The following is a 21,483-nucleotide window of genomic DNA, read 5'->3' as shown; positions in this document are numbered from 1 at the left end:
GCATCGCGGACCAGGGCACGCCCGGGGTGGGCCCGCTGGTCAGCGGGGAATGCTCAGCGCGAGCAACGCGGTGTCGTCCTCGACGCCGGCACCGAAGCCGGTGAGCAGTTCGGTGAGCACGTCGATCGTCTCCGGTGCGGTGGCCGGGGCGCGGTCGGTGAGGTGGCGCAGCAACTGCTCTTCGCTGTAGCGGGTGCGGTCGCCGGAGGGCCGCGCTTCGGTGATGCCGTCGGTGTAGAGCAGCAGGGTGTCGCCGGGGGCGAGGTGCACGGTGAGCCGGGTGAACCGGGCTTCGGCCAGCGCGCCGACGACCATGCCGCCGGGCAACTCGACGAACTCCGTGGTGCCGTCCGCGTGGATCAGCACCGCCGGTGGGTGCCCGCCCGCGGCCAGGGTGATCGCGCAGCCGCCGGGGCCGGGCACCAGTGAGCCGTAGATGACCGTGCAGAACCGCGGGTCGGAGCCGTTGTACTCCTGGTAGAGCACGGTGTTGAGGTTGTCGAGCACCGCGACCGGGTCCGGGTCGTAGACCGCGGCGGCCCGCAGGGTGTAGCGGGCCAGCGAGGTCACCGTAGCCGCGACGGCGCCCTTGCCGGTGACGTCGCCGAGGAAGAAACCCCAGGTCTCGCCGGTGAGCGGGAACAGGTCGTAGAAGTCGCCGCCGACCTCGTCGACCGAGGCGGGGTGGTAGTACGCCGCGACCTCCATGCCGGGCACCTTCGGCAGGACCGGCGGCAGCAGGGTCCGCTGCAGGGTGGCGGCGAGCTTGCGGGCCCGGTCGCGTTCTTCGCCGGCCTGCCGCCGGGCGTGGAGCAGCTCCCGCTCGTAGGCGCGGCGGTCGCGGGCGTCGAAGATCGCCGTGCGGATCAGCCGCGGCGAGCCGTCGTCGCCGGTCTTCACCACCGAGGTCACCAGCACCGGCAGCCGCTTGCCGCCCGCTCCCCGCAGTTCCAGCGCCAGTCCACCGGCTTCGCCGTGCATCGCCAGCAGCGGCGCGATGTGGGTTTCGTGGTAGATCCGCCCGCCGATGGTGAGCAGGTCGGCGAACCGGCGCCGCCCGACCACCTGGTCGCGCTCCAGGCCCAGCCAGCCGAGCAGGGTGGCGTTGATCTTCGTGATGGTGCCGTCCGGCAGCGTCGAGAGGTAGCCGCAGGGTGCGTTCTCGAAGAGGTCCTCGATGCTGTCCTCCGGGTGGCCGGGCGTCTCCACCAGAGACATCCTGCCAGGCCGCGGGCGGTGCCGCCGCCCGCCCGCGGCCTGCCGGGAAAGGTCAGACCAGGTCGATCCGCTGTTTCTCGACGGGGTAACGGGCTCGGGCGAAAGCGGCGGCCATCGGCGTGTTGGTGACGTCGGTGCCCGCCACGATCCGGTCGGCGCCTTCGGCGGCGAGCAGGTGGGTGGCTTCGGCGAGCAGGTCGTAGGCGTACCCGTGGCCGCGGTGTTTCGGCAGGACGGCGATGTAGCCGATCACCGGGTCGTTGTAGTGGTGACAGGGCGCGGCGAGACCGACGAGTTCGCCGCCGGGTGTGTACGCCAGGCGCCACCACTCGCGCGGGCTGGGCATCCAGCGCAGGTAGTCCAACTGTTCCTGGGCGGCGGCTTCGAGGCCGGATCCGGCGATGGTGCGGCGGACATGGGCGTCCAGGCTGCCTTGGTGCACTCGGCGGAAGACGTCCAGGATCACCGCGTCGTCCGGTTCAGCGCGGAATTCGAGACGGCCGGGGCGATCGGGCAGGCCGCACTCCGGGGTCCAGCGGTAGCGGTACCGCTCGACCAGCGGAGTGAGACCGGCCTCGATGGCTGCTTCGATGCGGGCGTTCGCGGCCGCGGTGACGGCCGGGTCGTCGCGCCAGCCCACCGGGAGCAGGAGCGAGTACTCGGCGCGCAGTGGCGCCGTGCGCAGCAGTTCCACGGCCGCGCCGGCGTCGGTGAAGTCGAACCAGTCCAGCGCGAGCGGCTTTTCGTCGCCGGGACCGGCGAACCACGCGGCCCTGGCCACGACGGTACCGCCGCGCAGGGCCACCCAGGTCCATTCCGGACGGTAGCCGCCCTTCGCGGCCAAGGCGGTGTAGCTCTCACCGAAAGCGGCGAACCCGACCAGGCCGGGATCGGGCAGTGCTTCGAAAAGTGGTTCCTCGCCGGGGTTCAGCGAGCGGATGACCAGTTCGGTCATGCGGGATTCCTTCCAGGAAGCGGGTGAGCGCTCCCTGGTCAGATCCGCGACGCCCTCCGGGCGGGATGGGAGCGCATGATCGTCGTGACCATGGTCCCACCTCCTTCGGCCGGTCGAGGGCGTGTACCGAGCCTAGGCGCTGTCCGGCGAGTCAAGGTCGCGCTCTCCGCGCCCAGGCGGCCCCTGGCGGCACGGGCGAGTTCGGCCGAGTACGGCCAGTACGAGGCCGAATCGCCCGCACCGCCAGGAACCACCTGGATCACGAAGCCCATCGACCAGACCCACCGGAGGAGCGCCTAGTGCGCCGGTGCCGCCTGCGGCAACCGTGCGTGCGGGAACTCCGCCGAGCGGTGCTGGAAGGCGAGGATGTCGGCGTTCTGGATGGTGCCGTCGCGGATTTCGATGGCCCGCCGGATGGTCTCGCCGTCGGCGTCCCACGCCCGCGGGCCGCCGAGCACCGTGCGGAGGTACGGGATGAGCGCTTCGCTGATCTCCCAGCTCGCCGAGTTCCACAGGCGGGACGGGCTGTGGTCGACCCCGTAGTAGGTGACGTTGTCCCCGACCACGAAGGTGGGTTCGGTGAAGGTGGTGGGCCGGGCCCAGCTGAAACCCATGCCCTCGTCGCAGGAGACGTCGACGATCAGGCTGCCCGGTTCGAAGGCGGCGAGGTCCTCTTCGATCAGGAAGGTCAGCGGGGCGGTGGGGTCCTGCAGCACGCAGTTCACCACGACGTCGAACCCGGCGAGGAAACCGGCGAGCGGGACCCGCCCGTCCACCGTCGTCGCGTGGCTGCGGCGCGGGTTCGCCTGGTTGTGGTCGAAGTGGACCATGCGCGCGGAGTGGATCGGCGAGCCGACCGCGGTGACGCCGCGGTTGGTCAGCACGTGCACCTCGTGCACCCCGTGGGCGTTGAGCGCGGTCACCGCACCGCGCGCGGTGGCGCCGAAGCCGATCACCGCGGCGGTGAGCCGCCTGCCGTAGTCCCCGGTCGAGCCGATGCTCTCCAGCCCGTGCAGCACCGAGCAGTAGCCGGCCAGTTCGTTGTTCTTGTGGAACACGTGCAGCGCGAAGGAACCGTCGGGGTTCCAGTGGTTCATCGCTTCGAAGGCGATCAGCGTCAGCCCGCGGTCGATGGCGACCTGCGTGATTTCACTGTCCTGCACGCAGTGCGGCCAGCCCCAGAGCACCTGACCCGGCCGCATCCCGGTGAGGTCCGCCGCGCCGGGCTTGGGCAGCAGGAGCACGTCGCACCCGGCGACGAGTTCGGCGCTGGTGCGCAGTCCGGCCACGGAGAAGCCGAGTTCGGCGTCGCTGACGCCGAAGCGTTCGCCATAGCCGTGTTCGAGGTAGATCCGGGCCCGCAGATCGGCGTCGATGCGCTCGAAGTGCCGTGGGTGGATCGGCAGCCGGTGCTCGTTCTCCTTGCGGGAGTGGGCGAAGATCCCGAGGGTGGACGGCGATTCGGACGGCTGTGATGGCACTGACGGCACTGACGGCCCTTTCTTGTTGTGGGCGGCTGGAAGAACTAGTTCCCGGGTTCGGTGTGGCCGCCGGGTCGCGGTCGCGGCAACTCGCCGGCGATCTCCGCGGGGTCGCCGCCGGGAGCGGCGAGCAGGCCGGCGATGCTGTCGTCGTTGCCCCGGTGCGCGGCGGTCATCAGCACGTCGTGGGCGAACTCCGCCTCGGTGTCCGGCGGCACGACGAGCAGGGTCACGCGCTCGCCACTGGAACCGATGGCGGTGACGGTGTCCGCGGGCTGCGTGCGGAACCCTTCGGTCCGCACGACTTCGTCTCCGACGCGGATCCTCCGCGGTGTACCGGGCCAGGTTTCGAGGTGGTAGGTGAACCGCTCGACCCCGTGCAACCGGACCCCCAGCACCGTGAGCAGCGCGGGCAGTTCCCGGCCGAGGTCACGGGATTCGGGCCACCACGCGCCGTCGACATACCCGGTGGCGGGTGCCTTCGGCTTGAGTCGCAGGCGGGTGGCGGGGTGAAGGCCGTCGGTGGCGGTGTGGGCGGTGACGTGCGGGCCCGACGTCATGTCGGTACTCCCGTCCCCGGCCGCGAACGACCGGATGAGCGTCCGAGGACGGCGCCGGTTTGACCACCTGCGCACGAAATGCTCTCGGACCAGGCCAAGTGTACACGAAGAGTGACGAAAGCCGGTCGCACAGCCAGGTCGGCGCCCACGATCAGCGGTACGGCGTGGAGTCGTTGAGCGCGGTGTGTTCTCCCGAACCGTTCCGCCACGGCTTCGCGTGGCGCAGTCTTTTCGCGAGGGCCCGCTCGGCCGGGGCCACCCGCGGTGCCATACCGGCGGCCCGCGCGACGGCCGCGGCTTCGATCCTGCTGTGCACCTTCAGTTTGCCGAAGAGGTTGTGCGTGTGGGTGCGCACGGTGTTGACCGACAGGAACAGTTCATCGGCGATCTGGCCGGCCGGCTTCCCGTCCACGATGCCGCGCAGGACGTCGTGCTCGCGCTCGGAAAGGACGTCGAGCGGGGTGCTGGTGACGCCGGCGCGGTCGATCTCGGTGCGCAGTGCCTCGAGGACGAAACCGATCTGCTCGGGCCGGAAGTACGCCATGCCGTCGCGGACGCCGCACACGACGGTGATGAGGTGGTCGGCGGAGCAGTCCTGCTTGGCGACCCAGGCGGCGACACCCCAGCGGGCGGCGACCGCGATCCGGGCCGGGTCCTGGTCGTCGGTCAGCACGACGACGCGGGCGTCGGGTGCGGCGGCGGCCAGGCGGGTGAGGAAGGCCGGGGTGGTGGACGCCACCGGCACGAGGTCGACGACGATCACCTCCGGCCGGGCGGCGTCCACCGTGGCGAACAGCTCGGGCGCGGTGGGTGGCGCACAGCCCACCAGCGCCAGGGGCCGCGCGGCGGCCAGCCTGGCCGCCAGCGCCTCGGCCAGCATTCCCTGCCGGTCGATCAGGAAGACCCGCACCGGTGGCACGAAAGGCCCGTGTGCTCCGGAAGAACCCATGACTGCCCGCCGCTCATGCCGAAGTGGCGCGACCGCCGAGGTCTGGGGCGGAAAACTTCGCTTGTAACCCTACGATCGCGCTGCGGCGCCGGGCAACGGCGCCACCTCTAGCGCGCGTGCGCTTCACCGGATCGTCGCAGTGGTTCGCCCACCTCGTGCAGGTGCGCCAGGACGTAGCGGTAGGACCGCAGCAACCCGCACTCGGCGTAGTCGATGCCGTGGGTGGCGCAGTACTCGCGGACCAGCGGCTGGGCGCGGCGCAGGTTGATCCGCGGCATGGTCGGGAACAGGTGGTGCTCGATCTGGTAGTTCAGCCCGCCGAGCAGGAAGTCCACCCCGCGCCCACCGCGGACGTTGCGGCTGGTCAGCACCTGCTTGCGCAGGAAGTCCAGCTCGGTCCCGTCGGCGTAGGTGGGCATGCCCTTGTGCCCCGGGGCGAACGAGCAGCCCATGTATACGCCCCACAGCCCCTGGTGGACCGCGATGAACGCGACGGCGAGACCGGGGGACAGCACGGTGAACACCGCCGTGCCGTAGATCGCGAAGTGCGCCAGCAGCAGGGCCGCTTCCGTGCGGCGGTGGGAGAGCTCGCCCTTCCACACCGCCTGGATGCTGGTCCAGTGCAGGCTGAGGCCTTCCAGCAGCAGGAGCGGGAAGAACAGCCCGGCCTGGTGACCGGCGGTCCACCGCAGGAACCCCCGCCTGCCGCCGGTCTGCCCGCGGGTGAAGGCCAGCAGCGGGATGTCGAGGTCGGGGTCGTCGTCCTCGTGGTTCGGGTTGGCGTGGTGGCGGGTGTGCTTGCCCATCCACCACCCGTAGCTGATGCCGACCAGCCCGCCGAGCGCCCGGCCGAGCCGGTCGTTGGCGTGGCGGCCGCGGAAGATCTGCTTGTGTCCCGCGTCGTGGCCGAGGAAGGCCAGCTGGGCGAACAGCACGGCGAAGCCGAACGCGGTGAGCAGCTGCCACCACGAGTCGCCGAGCGCGGCGAACACCACGCACAGGCCGGCGAAGGCCAGCAGGGTGAGGCCGATCTTGACGGTGTAGTACCGGGGGTGGCGGTCCAGCAGACCGGCCAGCCTGATCCGGCGGGAAAGCTCGGTGTAGTCACCCGTTTCCGGGTGATTGGCCACCGATGCGGAGAGCGCAGGCATGCTCGTCCTCCTTTTCCGGAAGTTCCTGCGTCGCCGAGGTCTGGGGCAACGTGCTTTCCCATGGAGTTCCCGAACGGAGGAAAGGCGAAACCCCCGGGTTCGCCGCCTCGGTGCTCAGCCCGCCGGGTGGGCGAGGATGGCGTCGGCGTCGGCCGCGCCGTCGATGACCTCCCGCGCGAGGTCGGACAGGGGGAGGCGGTTCTCGCGGGCGTAGCCGCGCAGGGCGGTGAAGGCGTCTTCCGGGGAGAGCTTGCCGCTGCGCGCGGCCAGTATGCCCTTGGCCTGCTCGATCACCACGCGCGTGTTGAGGGCGGTCTGCAACTGCTCGGTGAGGATCTCGGCGTGCCCGACGGTGCGCTGCTGGAGGATGCCGATCGTGGCCACGTCGGCCAGTGCCTGGCCGAGGTGGCTCGACACCACCCGCACCCCGTCCGGCTCGGCGTTGAGCAGCGACAGCGCGCCGATCACGTTCTGGCGCAACCGCATCGGCAGCGCGTGCACGGCACGGAAGCCGCAGAGTTCGGCGGCGGCGGCGTAGCGCGACCACCGGCCGCTTTCGGCGGCCAGGTCGGTGCTGGAGACCGCCTGCCCGCTGCGCACGCACTCCACGCACGGGCCGCCGTCGGTCTCGGCGGCGAACAGCTCCAGCAGTTCGGCCTTCTCCGAGGACGCCGCCGCCATCCGGATCCCGCCGCGCTGGTCGGTCAGCAGCACCCCGGCCGCGTCCACCTCCAGCAGGTCCACGCAGTGGTCCACCAGCAGGTGCAGGAACTCGGTGAGGTCGAACTCGTCGACCAGGGTGTCCGCCAGGCTGACGAACGCCCGCGCCACCCGCTCCTCCCGCAGGCCGGCCGTGGTGTCCTGGTGTTCCTGGCCCGGTGTCTCTGTTCTCACCGCGTCACTCCCCGCTGTCCAGCCGCAATCGGCGTTCGATGATCTCTTTCGCGACCTGGGTCAGTGGCAACTGGTACGCGAAGGCGTGCCCGCGGATGCGCAGCAGCGCCTCGGCCAGGCCCACCTGGAGGTCCACCGCGACCATGCCCGTGGCCTGGTGCACTTCGGCCTGGATGTCGGCCAGCGCGGGCAGCGTCATCGACCCCAGCCCGTGCGAGTCGTGGAAGATCGCGTCGGTGGCCACGTCCGCCAGCAGGAAGGCGTCCGTCAGCTGCACGGGGGTCAGTGAGCCCGCCGCGGCCCGGTGCAGTTCGAGCACACCCAGCCGCACCCCGCCGAACTGGAGCGGGAAGGAGAACACCGCGAAGACCCCGGCGACCAGCGCTTCCTGCACGAAGCCCGGCCACCGGGAGCCCCCGTCCGCGTTCAGATCCGGCACCAGCACCGGGCGCGCCAGCAGGTAGGCGTCCAGGCACGGCCCGGCGCCGGTGGTGGTGACCAGGTCGTCCAGCAGGGCGCCCAGCGCGTCGGTGGTGTGGATCGTCGCCCCGCCACCGTCGGCCGTGGTCGGGCCGAGCACCCGGATCCGCGCGCCGGTGACCGCGAGCTCCGTGACGCACAGGTCGCAGACGCCGCCGAGGACCTCGGCGGCGTCGCGCGACCCGCCGAGCCGAGCCCGCAGGTGTTCGCGCCGCTGTGCGCCCACCACCCCGCCCTTCGTCGAACCTCTGCCGGACAACTCTAGACGGGCCGGTCCGCGAGGGCCAGGCGGCTCGGCACCGCCGTCCTCTGTCCACAATGGACAAGGAGGGGCGGCGACCGGGGCCCGGCCCTCGATGAGCGTCCATTGAGGACGGTCACGGCTTCAGTGCCGGGATCTCCGGGTGGTCCAGCAGTGCCTCGACGACCGCGTCGACCGCCGCGCGCGGCGCGGTGCCCCGGCGCACCACGATCGCCACGTTCCGGTGCACCGGCGTGGTGAGTCCGCGGGTGACGACCGCGTGGTGCGGGGCGACGGCCAGCGCGGGCAGCAACGCCACCGACCGCCCGGCTTCGACGTGTTCGACCAGCAGCAGGTAGTTGCCGAAGCGGCACGCCACCTTCGGTTCGAACCCGGACTCGCGGCACAGCCGCAGGGTCAGGCCGGCCATGTACGACCCCGCCCGGTCGCACGCCCAGGTCTCCCCCGCGCACTCGGCCAGGTCCACCACCTCGCGGCGGGTGAGCGGGTGGTCCGGGGGCAGGAGCAGCACGACCTGGTCGGTGCCGAGCGGGGTGATTTCGAGGTCGCCGCCCCACGGGAACTCCACGTAGTCGGTGGTCGTGACGATCACGTCCACTTCGCCGGCCCGCAGCGCGGACCCGCTCTCGTGCGGTTCGGATTCGACCAGTTCGACGTGCAGTTGCGGGTGCGAGTCCGCCAGCCGGGACGCGGCGGGCACGGCGAGCGGGTGGATCGCGCTCTGGAACACGCCGAGCCGCACGGTGCCGATCGGCTCGTCGTTCAGCGCACGCAGTTCGGCCTCGGTCTCGGTCATCCGGTCCAGGATTTCCCGGCCCCGCCGCGCCAGGAGCACGCCGGTGCGCGTCAACCGCACCCGCCGGCCCGAACGCTCCAGCAACCGGGTGCGGGTCTCGGTTTCGAGCACCGCGAGTTGCTGGGACACCGTCGACGGGCTCAGGTGCAGCGACTCGGCCACGGCGCGCACGGTGCCGAGGTTGTCGAGCAGGACGAGCAGGCGCAGCCGCCACGGGTTCAGCACCCCGCCATTGTGCGGTGTCATTGTGCGGTGCCATTGTGCGGTTCTGTCGAACAGCAGGGCCATGATCCTGTGCTGGACGCACCGCGGTCTTCGTTCGTAGCGTCGGGGTCATGCCCGACGAAACCCCAGCCCTCGAACGCCATCTTCTCCGCTACTCCGGCCGCGGGAGCTTCAGCCCCTGGATCATCGACCGCGCCAAGGGCACCTCGGTGTTCACCGAAGACGGACGGGAACTGCTCGACTTCACCTCGGGGCAGATGAGCGCGATCCTCGGCCACGCGCACCCCGAAATCGTCGCCACGGTCCGCGAGCAGGTCGAGAAGCTCGACCACCTCTACAGCGGGATGCTGAGCCGCCCGGTGCTCGACCTCGCCCGGCGGCTCGCGGAGTCGCTGCCGGCGCCGCTGGACAAGGCCATGCTGCTGACCACCGGCGCCGAGGCGAACGAAGCCGCGCTGCGGCTGGCGAAACTCGTCACCGGCAAGCACGAGGTCGTCTCGTTCGCCCGGTCCTGGCACGGCATGACCCTGGCCGCCGCGAACGCCACCTACAGCGCCGGCCGCCACGGGTACGGCCCCGCCGCGCCCGGCAACTTCGCCCTGCCGGTGCCCGACCGGTACCGGCCCGGCCTCGTCGACGCCGGCGGCGCCCTGGACTGGCGGCGCCAGCTCGACCTCGGCTTCGACCTGATCGACGCCCAGTCGGTCGGCAGCCTCGCCGCCTGCCTGGTCGAGCCGATCCTCAGCTCCGGCGGCGTGGTCGACCTGCCGCCGGGTTACCTGGCCGCGCTGCGGGACAAGTGCCGCGAGCGCGGCATGCTGCTCATCCTCGACGAGGCCCAGACCGGGTTGTGCCGCACCGGCGACTGGTACGCCTTCGAACGCGACGGCGTGGTCCCCGACATCCTCACCCTGTCCAAGACCCTCGGCGCCGGGCTGCCGCTGGCCGCGGTGCTGACCAGCGCGGAGATCGAGCGGGAGGCCCACGAACGCGGGTTCCTGTTCTTCACCACCCACGTCAACGACCCGCTCCCGGCCGCCGTCGGCAACACCGTGCTGGACGTGCTCACCCGCGACCGCCTCGACCTGCGTGCCCGCGAACTCGGCGAGCGGCTGCGTGGCGGGCTGGACGAACTGGCGCGGCGGCACCCGGTGATCGGCGACGTCCGGGGCCGCGGCTTGCTGGTGGGCCTGGAACTGAGCAGCGAGGGTGACACCGACGAACTCGGCGCCGCGGTCACCCGGCGCTGCGCCGAACTCGGCCTGCACATGAACATCGTGCAGTTGCCCGGCCTGGGCGGCACGTTCCGCATCGCTCCCCCGCTGACCGCCACTGAAGCCGAGATCGACCGGGGCCTGTCGATCCTCGACTCCGCGCTGGAGTCGGTCACCGCGAGGTGAGCAGGGCGCGTTTGTCGGGTTTGCCGCTGGGCAGCGTCGGGACCCCGTCGACCACGGTGATCGTCGCCGGGACCGCCGCTTCGCCCAGTTCGCGGGCCACCCTGGCACGCAGTCCGTCGATGTCCGGCTCGCCGTCCACCACGACGAAGGCGTGGGCGGCCTCGCCGGTGCGTTCGTCCGGCGCACCGGCCACATAGGCCTCCCGCACGCCGGGGTGCCCGGCCAGCGCGCGTTCGATCGCCCCCGCGTAGTGCACGATCGCGTTCACGATGATCACGTCGCGCGCCCGGCCGGTCAGGTGCAGGTACCCGCGCTCGTCCAGGTGGCCCAGGTCGCGGGTGCGCACCCAGCCGTCGCGGATCAGGTCGGCGGTCTCCTCCTCGTTCCGCCAGTACCCGGCGAGCACGTACGCGGTGCGCACCCAGATCTCCCCGGTCGTTCCCGTGGGCACGGCATTCCCGTCGGCGTCGCGGACCTCCAGGTCCACTTCGGGCCGCGGGCGGCCGACCGAGCGCAGGGCCGGTGGCCACGCGGCGACGTCGCCGGCGGTCAGCGAGGTGAGGAACCCGACTTCGGTCAGCCCGTAGCCCTGCCGCACGGCCGGGCCGAAGCGGTCGAACGCCTCGGCCATCCGGTGCGGTGCCAGCGGTGACCCCGCGACCAGCAGCACGCGCAGCGCGCTCAGGTCCACTTCGGTGGTGGGCAGCACGTCCAGCAGGTGGTGCAGGCGCGGCACGGTCAGCAGGCTCGCGGTGATCCGCAGCCGTTCGAGCACCTCCGGGAAGTCCGGCGGTCCCTCCGGGATCACCGCGGTGCCACCGGAGAGCAGGCACAGTCCCAGGTGCTCCTGCACCACCGCGCTGGTCAGCGTGCCGAAGAGGAGGAACCGGCCGTACCCGGCGGCCAGTTCCGCGGTGTCCGCGCTCCACTTCGCCGGCTGCCACGACCAGTGCTCGGTCATCGCCGCGTAGGTCAGCGCGACCCCCTTGGGCGCGCCGGTGCTGCCACTGGTGAAGGTCACCGAGGCGATGTCGTCCGCGCGACCGCGTGCGACCGGTGTTTCCGGAGTGGACAGCAGCCCGGGCCCGATCCTCAGCACCCGCACCCCGTCCGCCGCGGCGAGCAGGTCCGGGCCGGGGTCGTCGGCCACCAGCGCGGCCACGTCACGCCCGACCACGTGCGGCAGCTGCGCCTCGGTCAGCCCCGGCCGGACACCGACCACCCGGCAGCCGAGCGCGGCGGCGGCGAGTTGCGCGGCGAAGCCTTCCGGGGTGACCGCGGTCGCGATGGCGACCCCGTCACCCCGGCCCAGCCCCGCCGCGGACAGCCCACCGGTGAATCGCGCGACCAGGTCCAGCACTTCGAGCCGCGACACCACCCGGGTGCCGTGTTCGAAAGCCGGGGAATCCGGATCGGCGGCGAACGAGTCGAGCATTGCCTGCGGGTAAAGAGCCGTCATGCCTTCAGTGCTTACCACCATTTCCGATTTCCGGGAAAACCGATAGGAAACCGACAGGTGGGCTCACCCCGATAGCGGATGGCCCGATGTTTGAGGTTTCAACTAACCTCGGAATCCCCACCGGACCCCGAGGGAGATTCCCTTGTCTGACGCAATTTCCGTCGAATACCTGGTGCTCGGCGCCGGACCGGCCGGACTGCAGGCCGGCTACTACCTGAAGCAGGCGGGCCGCAGTCACCTGATCCTCGAAGCCGGCGAATCGGCGGGCACGTTCTTCACCCGATTCCCCCGGCACCGCCAGTTGATCTCGATCAACAAGGTCCACACCGGCTGGAGCGACCCCGAACTGCGGCTGCGCAACGACTGGAACTCCCTGCTCTCGGCGGAGAACGAGCCGCTGTTCACCAGCTACACCCCGCGCTACTTCCCCGCGGCCGAGGACATGGTGCGCTACCTGGGCGATTTCGCCGAGGTCCACGGGCTGCACGTCCGCTATGGCACGCGGATCATCCGGATCAGCCGTCCGGACGAATTCGAAGCGGTCGACGAGAACGGCACCGTGTTCCGCGCGCGGCGGCTGATCGTGGCGACCGGTGTGAGCAAACCGTATATTCCGGACATCGACGGTATTCAGCACGCGGAACTCTATACCGAGGTACCGGTCGACCCGGCGGAGTTCATCGACAAGAGAGTACTCATCATCGGCCGGGGGAACTCCGCCTTCGAAACAGCGGACAATCTCATCGAAACCGCGGCGGTCATTCACGTGGCGGGCCCCGGATCGTTGCGGCTGGCGTGGCAAACGCACTTCGTCGGCCATTTGCGCGCGGTGAACAACAACTTCCTCGACACCTACCAGCTGAAATCGCAGAACGCGCTGCTCGACGGCCACGTGCTGGACATCCGGCCCGACGGGGACGGCGGCTACCTGGTGCGGGTGAGCTTCTCGCGGGTGGCCGAGGTGGTCAAGGAGCTGCGCTACGACCGGGTCATCGCGGCCACCGGGTTCCGCTTCGACGCCTCGATCTTCGACGAGGACTGCCGGCCGGAGCTGACCATCAAGGACCGCTTCCCGGCGCAGACGGCCGCCTGGGAGTCGGTGAACGTGCCGGGCCTGCACTTCGCGGGCACGATCACGCAGGCCCGCGACTTCAAGCGGTCCACCAGCGGCTTCATCCACGGCTTCCGGTACGGGGTGAAGGCGCTGCACCGGATCCTCGAGCAGCGCCACCACGGCGTGCCGTGGCCCAGCCACGAACTGGCCCCTGGCGAGATCACCGAGATCACCGACGCGGTGATCGAGCGGGTCAACCGCACTTCGGCACTGTGGCAGGTGTTCGGGTACCTCGGTGACGCCGTACTGCTCGGGGACACACCGCGCTACCTCGAGGAAGTGCCGGTCGACTACCTGCACGAAGCGGTGGCCGCCGGCGAGTTCGGCGAGGTCGAGTCCTACCTGACCATCACCCTCGAATACGGCGAGGGCCACGACCTGATCAACCCGTTCGACATCTCGGCGGGCCGGACGTCGCAGGAGGACACCAGCGGGCTCGACGGGCGGTACCTGCACCCGGTGGTGCGCCTGTTCCGCGCCGGGGACCTCGACGCCGAGCACCACATCACCGAGAACCTGGAGAACGAGTGGGACAGTGAGCGGGTGCACCGGGCCCCGCTGCGCGAGTTCCTGCGTGCGCAGTTCGAGCGGCCGCGGGTGAGCCTGTGACGGGTGGCGCCCTGGCCGAGCTGCACGACCGGGCCAGGGAACTGCTCGACCCCGTGCACTACGACTACTTCGCCGGTGGCGCGGGCGAGGAGACGGCGCTCGCGGAGAACGAGCGCGCGTTCCAGCGGCTCGCGCTGCTCCCGAGGGTCCTGCGTGGGCAACCACGCCCGGCCGCCCCGGTCCAGCTCCCCGGCGGACGCGCGTCGATGCCGATCCTGGTGGCGCCGACGGCCTTCCACCGGCTCGCGCACCCGGACGGCGAGCTGGCCACGGCCAGGGCCGCCGCGGCGGCGGGCACCGTGCTGGTCTCCGGCATGGCCGCCACGGTGGCGATCGGCGAGGTGGCCGAGGCCGCGCGGGAGGTGGACCGGGGCGCCGCGGTGTGGTTCCAGCTCTACCTCCAGCCGGACGCCAAGATCACCGAATGCCTGGTGCGCCGGGCCGAGGACGCGGGCTGCTCGGCGCTGGTGGTCACCGTGGACTCCCCGGTGTTCGGACGGCACGGCCGCGACCACCGCCACGGTTTCCACGACCTGCCACCGGGTTTCGCCGCCGAGAACATGCGCGACCTCCCCGGCTCCCCCGGCGTCCGCGACATCGAGATGTGCCAGGAGATCTCCTGGCGGTACGTCGAGGCGCTGCGGCGGATGACCGGGTTGCCGCTGCTGCTCAAGGGGGTCCTGCACCCCGAGGACGCGAAGATCGCGGTGGACGGTGGCATGGCCGGCCTCGTGGTCTCCAACCACGGCGGCCGCCAGCTCGACGTGGCCCCCGCCGCGATCGACGCGCTCCCCCGCGTCGCCGAGGCGGTCGGCGGCCGGATCCCGGTGCTGGTCGACGGCGGGATCCGGCGGGGCAGCGACGTGGCGATCGCGCTGGCGCTGGGCGCGACCGCGGTCGGTGTCGGCAGGCCGGTGCTGTGGGGGCTCGCCGCGGACGGGGAAGCGGGCGTGCGGCAGGTCCTCGAAACCCTGCGTGACGAGTACGAGCACGTGCGGACCCTGTGCGGTGGTGTGCTCGCCGGAGACCAGGTGGTGAGCCGGTGCTGAGCCTGCCCGAGCTGGTGGTCTCCCTGCGGGTCAAGGTGTTCGAGGCGGTCAACCGGGACCAGGTGATCACCCTGCCGGACTCCGGCGGCCGGTTCCTGGAGGTCTACTCGCACCCGGCGGCGAACGGCCGCAGCCGCGGCGCCGAACTGTCGGACCTGTTCTGGTACTGGCTTTCGCCGGGACCCGAGGTCCACCAGGAACACCTCGAAGCCGGTCCGCGCTACGACGACGTCGCGCGGACCACCCTGCGCATCCTGGCGGGCCCCAGCGAAAAGCTCGTCGAGACGGCGGCGCGGTGCACGGCCGCCGTGCTGGACGCCGCGGTGCCCGGTGACACGGCACTGGTGCGGTTGCGTGACCTCATGATGCCGGTGTGGGCGGACTTCTTCTACGAGCTGGTGTTCCGCGAGCCGTGCCCGCCCGAGGCGCGGAAGCTGATCGTCGGGCACGCGGACGACGTGGTGACCGCGCTGAAGTGCACCGGCCTGCGGCACCCGCGCCGCCGGGCGAAGCTGACGCGCTACCTCGCCCGGCGCCTGCCCGACGTCCCGCACGAACTGCCGGGGTCGTTGTCCCGCGAGGAACAGGTCCACTACCTGCAGGGCACCTTCTTCAACACCGCCGTGGTGCAGATGTCCGAGGGGATGGCGCACCTGCTGCTCGCGCTCGCCCAGCACCCCGGTGTGCAACAGCGGCTCGTGGACGATCCAGCGGACGAGCGGTACTTCGCCCAGGTGCTCGACGAAACCCTGCGCCTGTTCCCGCTGTTCGGAATCGCGCACCGGATCGCCACCGCCGACATCGAGGTCGGCGGCAGCACCCTGCCCGAAGGTTCGGTGCTCTGCTTCTCCTACCCCGGCTACCACTCGACCGGTTACCAGGACCCGGAAACCTTCGATCCCTCGCGCTGGGACGGCCTTTCCCCGCGGAACGCGCACCACATCCCGTTCGGCGTGGCGGCGAACCGGCCGTGCCCGGCATGGCGGGTGTCGCCGCTGGCGATGCGGGCCGCGACCACCGAGGTGCTCCGCCGGTTCCGGCTGGACTCCACCGTTTCGCACACCCGGCCCCTGCCCCACCGGGCGCCCTGCCTGCTGAGCCGCCGCACGGCTTCCCCGCCGATGCGGTGGATCCGCGCGGCCGGGGTGTTCCTGCGCTGGCGCGACCACACCGAAAGCCTGTGGCGCAGCGTGGTCCAGCTGGTGCTCGGCACCTGGATGGTGCTCGACGCCCGGCACCGGCGGCTGGCCGGGCGCTACTTCGACACCCACGACACCCAGGGCTGCCCGGTTCACCGGGCGAGCCACTGAGCACGGGAGGACCCGACCATGTCCAACACGCTGCTGGCCCCTGCCTTCTTCCTGGCGGTGGTGGTCATCCTGCTCGTCTGCCGGGCCGTCGGGTGGCTGCTGCGCGGGCTCGGCCAGCCACCGGTGGTCGGTGAGATGGTCGCCGGGGTGGTGCTGGGCCCCTCGGTGCTCGGCCTGCTCGCGCCCGACGTGGAAGCCGCGTTGTTCCCCGAGGAGCTCCGGCCGGTGCTCTACGTGGTGGGGCAGATCGGGCTGGTGGTGTTCATGTTCCAGACCGGCTACGAGTTCCGGGTGGAGCGGCTGCGGCGGGTCGCGCGGCCCGCCGCGGTGATCTCCACCGCGGGCATGCTGGTGCCGCTGGCGCTCGGTGCCGCGCTCACCTGGTTCGCGCACGGCAAGGTCAACCTGTTCCCGGACGGGGTCTCGCTGGTGGTGTCCATGCTGTTCGTCGGCGTGGCGCTGGCGATCACCGCCTTTCCCATGCTGGCGCGGATCATCACCGAACGCGGGCTCACCGAGACCCGGTTCGGCTCGGTCGCGCTCGCCTGCGGCGCGGTCGACGACGCCGTGGCCTGGGTACTGCTCGCCGGGGTGCTGAGCATCGCCGCCGGCAGCGCGGGACCGGTCGCACTGACCGCGGGCGGCAGCGCGATCCTGGTGCTGTTGCTGGTGATCATCGTGCGGGCGAACGACAGGGCGCGCTCGCTCGCCGCCCGGCTCCCGGCCGAGCACCTGCTGCTGGCGCTGGTGGTCGTGTTGTTCCTGGCGGCCTGGTACACCGACGTGATCGGGCTCTACGCGGTGTTCGGCGCGTTCAGCCTCGGCGTGGTGTTCCCGCGGTCGGCGGCGGTGGACCGGGTGGTGGCGAAGATCGCGCCGGTCGGCGCGGTGTTCCTGCCGCTGTTTTTCACCTATTCCGGGCTGAACACCGATTTCGGGCTGCTGGTCGACCCCGCGCTGCTGCTGTTCGCCGTCGCCGCGATCGCCGCCGCGGTCGCCGGGAAGCTGGGCGCCTGCTGGGGCGCGGCGCGCCTCGCCGGTGAGCCGCAGGACGTGTCGCTGCGGGTCGGCACGCTGATGAACGCGCGCGGGCTGATGCAGTTGATCGCGATCAACGTCGGGCTGGCGGCCGGGATCGTGACCCGCGAGCTGTTCAGCGTGCTGGTGCTGGTCGCGATCGTCACCACGGTGATGGCCACGCCGATGCTGTCCCTGTGGGACCGGCTGGACCGGCGGCGCGCCGCCGCGAAGGCCGACCGGCCGTCCGATGAGGTCACGGGCGCTCAGGGGAACACGACCGTGCTGTGATCGCTGGGCAGGACCCTTCTCAGCGGACTCATATATCAATCTGCCGGGTCCCCTAGAATGAGCAGGTGACCATCGCCGACGACCTCGAGCAGCCGCCCGCCTCACTGGCCGACCTCGCCTACGTCGCACTGCAGGACCGGCTGATCATGCTCGACATCCCGCCCATGGCCCCGATCGACGACCTCGCGGTGGCCGAGTCGCTCGGCATGGGCCGCACCCCCGTGCGGGAAGCCTTGAAACGGCTGGAAGTCGACCGGCTGGTGATCTCGTACCCGCGGCGGGGCACCTTCGCCACGGGAGTGGACATCACCGACCTCGCCTACATCTCCGAAATCCGCGTCCAACTGGAACCACTGGCCGCCCGGCGCGCCGCCGAAACCTCCAGCGAAGCGGTCCGCGTCAAACTGGCGGACCTGGCCAACGAGATCGAGCAGTTGGACGTGCGTTCCATGGCACGCCACGACCTGATGCACTGGGACCTGCGGGTGCACCGCGCCATCTACCGCGCGGCGGGCAACCCGCACCTCGAAGACACGCTGGTGCGCTACCACAACCTGGCCACCCGCATCTTCTGCCTCTTCCTCGACCGCATCACCCACTTCGACAGCCACATCGGGGAACACGTCGGCCTCCTACGCGCCATCTCCACCGGCGGCGATGGGGAAGCGGAACACCTGGCACGCACGCACGTCACCAACTTCGAAACCGCCATCCGAGCCCTAATCTGACCCCTCTCCCCTCGCTCCCCCACCCGAACCCCACACCCAGACCACCGAACCCCACACTCCCGCCCCCAAACTCCACACTCGCGCAGCCGAGTCCCACACTCGGTCAGGCGAATTCCACACTCGTGCAAGCGAACCCCGCGTTCGCGTAACGGGGGCCCGCGCCTGGGCAAGCAGGTTCCGCGCTCGCGAACCCGAATCCCACACTCACGCAGGCAAGTCCCACACTCGCGCAGCCAAATCCCACACTCGTGCAAGCGAACCCCGCGTTCGCGTAACCGGGGCCCACGTATGGGCAAGCGGGTTCCGCGCTCGCGACCCCGATCCCACACTCGTGCAGCCGAGCACCCACCTAGACAAGCAAGTTCCGCACTCGCGTACCGGAGTCCCACACTCAGGTAGGCCAGTTCCACTTTGCGGCAGCCGAGTTCCTCGCTCGGACAGCCGCTTCCCACCTTCGAGCGGGCGAACCCGGCATTCGCGTAGCGGGGGCTCGCGCCTGGGCAAGCGAGGTTCGCGCTCGGCGTACCCGAATCCCACCCAGGTAGGCCAGTTCCACACCGCTGCAGCCCAACCCCACACTCGCGTAGCCGAACCTCACACTCGGGCAGGCGAACCCCACGTTCGCGCAGCCGGGACCCACGTCTGAGCAAGCGAACTCCACATTCACGTAGCCGAGACCTGCGCACTCAGGTAGGCGAGTTCCGCTTTGCGGCAGCCGAGTTCGCCGCCCGAACGTAGAACACGGCTGTCCGAGCGAGGAACTCGGCTACCGCAGTGTGGAACTCGCCTACCCGAACGTGGAACTCGGCTGCCCGAATGCGGAACTCGGCTGCCCGAACGTGGAGCTCGGCTGCCTGAGTGTGGAACTCGGCTGCCTGAGTGCGGAATCCCGCGTTCGCGTAGTGGGGGCCACGCCTGGATAGGTTAGGTTCGCGCTTGCGTAGCCGCCATCGACTTGGGCGGGCGAACCCCTCGTTCGCGCGGGCGGATTCCGCGGCCGGGTTTCGCGGGCGGGTTTTGCGGGCAGTTTCCGCGGGCGGGGTTTGTGGGCGGGTTGGTGTGTTTGTATCGGGGAAGTCATCGGCGGATTTTGGTCATGGTGGGGTCGTATAGGGGTTCGGGGGTGACGGTGGCTCGTATTCGTCGGTCGAAGTATTGGATGTCGACTGAGGTGCCGTGTGTTGCGAATGAGGGGAGCCAGGCGTAGGCGATTGGCTTTTGGATGGTGTGGCCGTAGGCCGCCGAGGTTACGTAGCCTGCTGCTTTTCCGTTCAGGAAGACTGGTTCGTGGCCGAGCACGACGCTTTGGCCGTCGTCGATGGTGAGGCAGGTTAGGCGTCGTGTTGGGGGCTTGGCATCGACAAGGGCTTGGTGGCCGACGTAGTTCGTCTTTCCTTTCTGGATCGCGAAATTCAGGCCTGCGTCGTGAGGGGTGTGCTCGGTGGTCATGTCAGTGCCCCAGGCGCGGTAGCCTTTTTCCAGGCGCAAGCTGTTGAATGCGGCACGGCCCGCGGCGATCACGCCCAACGGTTGCCCTGCCTCCCACAGCGCGGCCCAGAGTCGTCGGCCGTGTTCGGCGCTGGTGTAGAGTTCCCAGCCCAGTTCGCCTACATAGGACAGTCGCATGGCGACGACCGGGATGCCGGCGACGGAAGCATGGTGCAGGCGGAAGTACTTCAGTGCCTCGTGTGAGAAGTCCTCATCGCTCAATGGCTGCACCAGGTCTCGTGCCAGCGGGCCCCATACACCTACGCAGCAGGTGCCGCCGGTGATGTCGCGGATCTGCACGTCGCCTGGCGCCTCACGCCGGAAGTAGTCCAGGTCCAGGTTCCCGTTGGCTCCCACCTGGTACCGGTCCACCGCGAGCCGGGCCACGGTCAGGTCCGAGCGGATGCCGCCCGCCGCGTCGAGCATCAGGGTGTAGGTCACCGAACCGACCGACTTGTCCATTTTGCCGGTGGTGAGTCGTTGCAGGAACGCGGTGGCGCCCGGTCCGGCGACCTCGATCCGTTTCAACGGGGTCATGTCGTACATCGCGACACCGGTGCGCGTTTTCCAGGCCTCAGCCGCGGCGATCGGTGAGTGGAACATCGCCGACCACGCGTCCCGCGGTGGCGGCTGCCACTCCGGCGGCAGTTCTTCGACCAGCCTGGCATTCGACTCGTACCAGTGCGGCCGTTCCCAGGTGTGCGCCTCCAGGAAGTACGCGCCCAGCTCCTTCTGCTGTGCGTAGAACGGACTGACCTTCAGTTCACGCGGCGACATCCTGGGCTGCAGCGGGTGCAGCACATCGTAGATCTCCGCGAAGTTGCGCTGCGCCGTCTCCTCCACATAGGAATCCGTTGTCTGGACCTCGTCGAACCGGTTGACGTCACACCCGTGCAGTTCGACCTCGCTCCGCCCGTCCACCAACAGCTGCGCGACCGCCTTCGCCACCCCGGACGAATGCGTGACCCACACCGCCTCCGCCACCCAGAACCCCGCCACGTCCGGCGATTCCCCGATCAGCGGCCCGTTGTCCGGCGTGAACGAGAACACCCCGTTGAACCCGGTTTCCACCTTCGCCTCGCGCAGCGCGGGCAGCAGTTCCTTGCTGTGCTCCCACGAAGGCGCGAAATCCGTCTCGGTGAACGGCAGCATCGACGGCATCGCCTGTTCGGTCGCCTGGTCGACCTCGGGCAGATCAGCCAGCCGCGCCGGCATCGGGCGGTGGGCGTAGGTGCCGATGCCGAGGCAGTCGTTGTGTTCGCGGTAATACAGGTCGTGATCCTGGTGCCGCAGGATCGGCAGCCGCGCTTCGATCAGCTCATCGTTGCGGCCCGCGAGTTCGGCGAGTTGCCCGGTGCGGGCGTATTGGTGCGCCAGCGGCAGCAATGGCACCTTCATCCCGACCAGTTCACCGACGGCACGACCCCAGAAGCCGGCGCACGACACCACGATGTCGGCCGGGATCTCCTCCCCCGCACCGGTGCGCACGCCCGTCACCCGGCCACCCTGCTGAAGCACCTCGGTAACCCGGGTCGAGCCGCGGAACACCGCGCCACGCGACTCGGCACGCCGGGCCAGCGCGACCACCGCGCGCGAAGCCTTGGCCAGTCCGTCGGTGGGTGTGTGCAGCCCGCCGAGCACCTTTTCCCGATCCAGCAACGGATGCAGCTCCACGCACCGAGCGGGGTCGACCACTTCGGCGGGCACTCCCCACGACAGGGCCCAGCCCTGCTTGCGGTGCAGATCGGCCAGCCGCTCCGGGGTGGTCGCCACCTCCAGGCCGCCGACCTGGTTGAAGCACCAGTCACCGTCGAGCCCCTGCAGCTTCTCCACGGTGTAGGCGGCGAACTCGGTCATCGTCTTCGACGGGTTCGTCTGGAAGACCAGGCCGGGCGCGTGCGAGGTGGAGCCACCGGTCAGCGGTAGCGGTCCCTGGTCGAGCACGGTGACCCGGGACCAGCCGCGCCCGGTCAGTTCGTCGGCCAGGTTCGCGCCGACGATCCCGGCTCCGATGATGACGACGCGGGGCGTGGTGCTCATGTCGGTA

General features: G+C 70.5%; 17 protein-coding genes. 6 read left to right on the top strand and 11 right to left on the bottom strand.

The genetic code is table 11. From position 1 onward, the window contains the following. Positions 1-39: 39 nt before the first annotated feature. The 9 genes from L3Q67_RS24305 to L3Q67_RS24265 all read right to left on the bottom strand — a co-directional run bounded on the left by L3Q67_RS24305 (position 40) and on the right by L3Q67_RS24265 (position 8,971). Positions 40-1,209 (bottom strand): SpoIIE family protein phosphatase, encoded by a 1,170-nt coding sequence (locus L3Q67_RS24305; RefSeq protein WP_499183777.1) that lies wholly within the window; start codon positions 1,207-1,209, stop codon positions 40-42. A 61-nt stretch (positions 1,210-1,270) separates the two neighbouring features. Then, positions 1,271-2,173, bottom strand: coding sequence for a GNAT family N-acetyltransferase (locus tag L3Q67_RS24300; protein ID WP_499183776.1), 903 nt, complete (start codon positions 2,171-2,173; stop codon positions 1,271-1,273). Positions 2,174-2,469: 296 nt separating this feature from the next. Continuing rightward, complete coding sequence (locus L3Q67_RS24295) at positions 2,470-3,654, bottom strand: N(5)-(carboxyethyl)ornithine synthase (protein ID WP_499183775.1); 1,185 nt, start codon at positions 3,652-3,654, stop codon at positions 2,470-2,472. 44 nt (positions 3,655-3,698) lie between these two features. Next, complete coding sequence (locus L3Q67_RS24290; protein WP_499183774.1) at positions 3,699-4,214, bottom strand: DUF5994 family protein; 516 nt, start codon at positions 4,212-4,214, stop codon at positions 3,699-3,701. 151 nt (positions 4,215-4,365) lie between these two features. Next, positions 4,366-5,124, bottom strand: coding sequence for a response regulator transcription factor (locus tag L3Q67_RS24285; protein WP_499183773.1), 759 nt, complete (start codon positions 5,122-5,124; stop codon positions 4,366-4,368). A gap of 146 nt (positions 5,125-5,270) precedes the next feature. After that, entirely contained in the window at positions 5,271-6,314 is a 1,044-nt protein-coding gene (locus tag L3Q67_RS24280) for a fatty acid desaturase family protein (RefSeq protein ID WP_499183772.1), read from the bottom strand. 114 nt (positions 6,315-6,428) lie between these two features. Continuing rightward, positions 6,429-7,208 carry a GAF and ANTAR domain-containing protein gene (locus L3Q67_RS24275; RefSeq protein WP_499183771.1) on the bottom strand — a complete coding sequence of 260 codons (780 nt, stop codon included), beginning with the start codon at positions 7,206-7,208 and terminating at the stop codon, positions 6,429-6,431. 4 nt (positions 7,209-7,212) lie between these two features. Next, positions 7,213-7,914: a GAF domain-containing protein gene (locus tag L3Q67_RS24270; RefSeq protein WP_499183770.1), complete on the bottom strand. Its 702-nt coding sequence runs from the start codon at positions 7,912-7,914 to the stop codon at positions 7,213-7,215. A gap of 151 nt (positions 7,915-8,065) precedes the next feature. Beyond that, positions 8,066-8,971 carry a LysR family transcriptional regulator gene (locus L3Q67_RS24265; RefSeq protein ID WP_499183769.1) on the bottom strand — a complete coding sequence of 302 codons (906 nt, stop codon included), beginning with the start codon at positions 8,969-8,971 and terminating at the stop codon, positions 8,066-8,068. Positions 8,972-9,081: 110 nt separating this feature from the next. On the opposite strand from L3Q67_RS24265, the gene L3Q67_RS24260 reads away from it, so the two are divergent. Continuing rightward, positions 9,082-10,371, top strand: a complete 1,290-nt coding sequence (locus L3Q67_RS24260) for an aspartate aminotransferase family protein (protein ID WP_499183768.1) — start codon at positions 9,082-9,084, stop codon at positions 10,369-10,371. Here L3Q67_RS24260 and L3Q67_RS24255 read toward each other — a convergent pair. After that, positions 10,358-11,830: a class I adenylate-forming enzyme family protein gene (locus tag L3Q67_RS24255; protein WP_499183767.1), complete on the bottom strand. Its 1,473-nt coding sequence runs from the start codon at positions 11,828-11,830 to the stop codon at positions 10,358-10,360. The two genes, L3Q67_RS24260 and L3Q67_RS24255, sit on opposite strands and share 14 nt — an antisense overlap. A gap of 142 nt (positions 11,831-11,972) precedes the next feature. Here L3Q67_RS24255 and L3Q67_RS24250 point away from each other — a divergent pair, with 142 nt between their 5' ends. The 5 genes from L3Q67_RS24250 to L3Q67_RS24230 all read left to right on the top strand — a co-directional run bounded on the left by L3Q67_RS24250 (position 11,973) and on the right by L3Q67_RS24230 (position 17,948). Then, a complete protein-coding gene (locus tag L3Q67_RS24250) occupies positions 11,973-13,553 on the top strand; it encodes a Rossmann-fold NAD(P)-binding domain-containing protein (RefSeq protein WP_499183766.1) in 1,581 nt (526 codons plus the stop codon). Further along, positions 13,550-14,602, top strand: coding sequence for an alpha-hydroxy acid oxidase (locus L3Q67_RS24245; RefSeq protein ID WP_499183765.1), 1,053 nt, complete (start codon positions 13,550-13,552; stop codon positions 14,600-14,602). The genes L3Q67_RS24250 and L3Q67_RS24245 overlap by 4 nt, the downstream gene beginning before the upstream one ends. Continuing rightward, a complete protein-coding gene (locus tag L3Q67_RS24240; RefSeq protein WP_499183764.1) occupies positions 14,596-15,912 on the top strand; it encodes a cytochrome P450 in 1,317 nt (438 codons plus the stop codon). Before L3Q67_RS24245 ends, L3Q67_RS24240 begins: the two co-directional genes overlap by 7 nt. Positions 15,913-15,930: 18 nt before the next feature. Continuing rightward, entirely contained in the window at positions 15,931-17,220 is a 1,290-nt protein-coding gene (locus L3Q67_RS24235; protein ID WP_499183763.1) for a cation:proton antiporter, read from the top strand. 65 nt (positions 17,221-17,285) lie between these two features. Beyond that, positions 17,286-17,948 (top strand): GntR family transcriptional regulator, encoded by a 663-nt coding sequence (locus L3Q67_RS24230; protein ID WP_499183762.1) that lies wholly within the window; start codon positions 17,286-17,288, stop codon positions 17,946-17,948. A gap of 1,077 nt (positions 17,949-19,025) precedes the next feature. On the opposite strand, the gene L3Q67_RS24225 is transcribed toward L3Q67_RS24230, so the two are convergent. After that, positions 19,026-21,476, bottom strand: coding sequence for a GcvT family protein (locus L3Q67_RS24225; protein WP_499183761.1), 2,451 nt, complete (start codon positions 21,474-21,476; stop codon positions 19,026-19,028). Positions 21,477-21,483 lie beyond the last annotated feature (7 nt).

Origin of the sequence: Saccharothrix sp. AJ9571 (assembly GCF_021725495.1) — a bacterium.
In the GTDB taxonomy this organism is placed as follows: domain Bacteria; phylum Actinomycetota; class Actinomycetes; order Mycobacteriales; family Pseudonocardiaceae; genus Amycolatopsis; species Amycolatopsis magusensis.
Note: the sequence above shows the minus strand (reverse complement) of the source record. Positions and strands in the feature narration are given on the sequence as shown.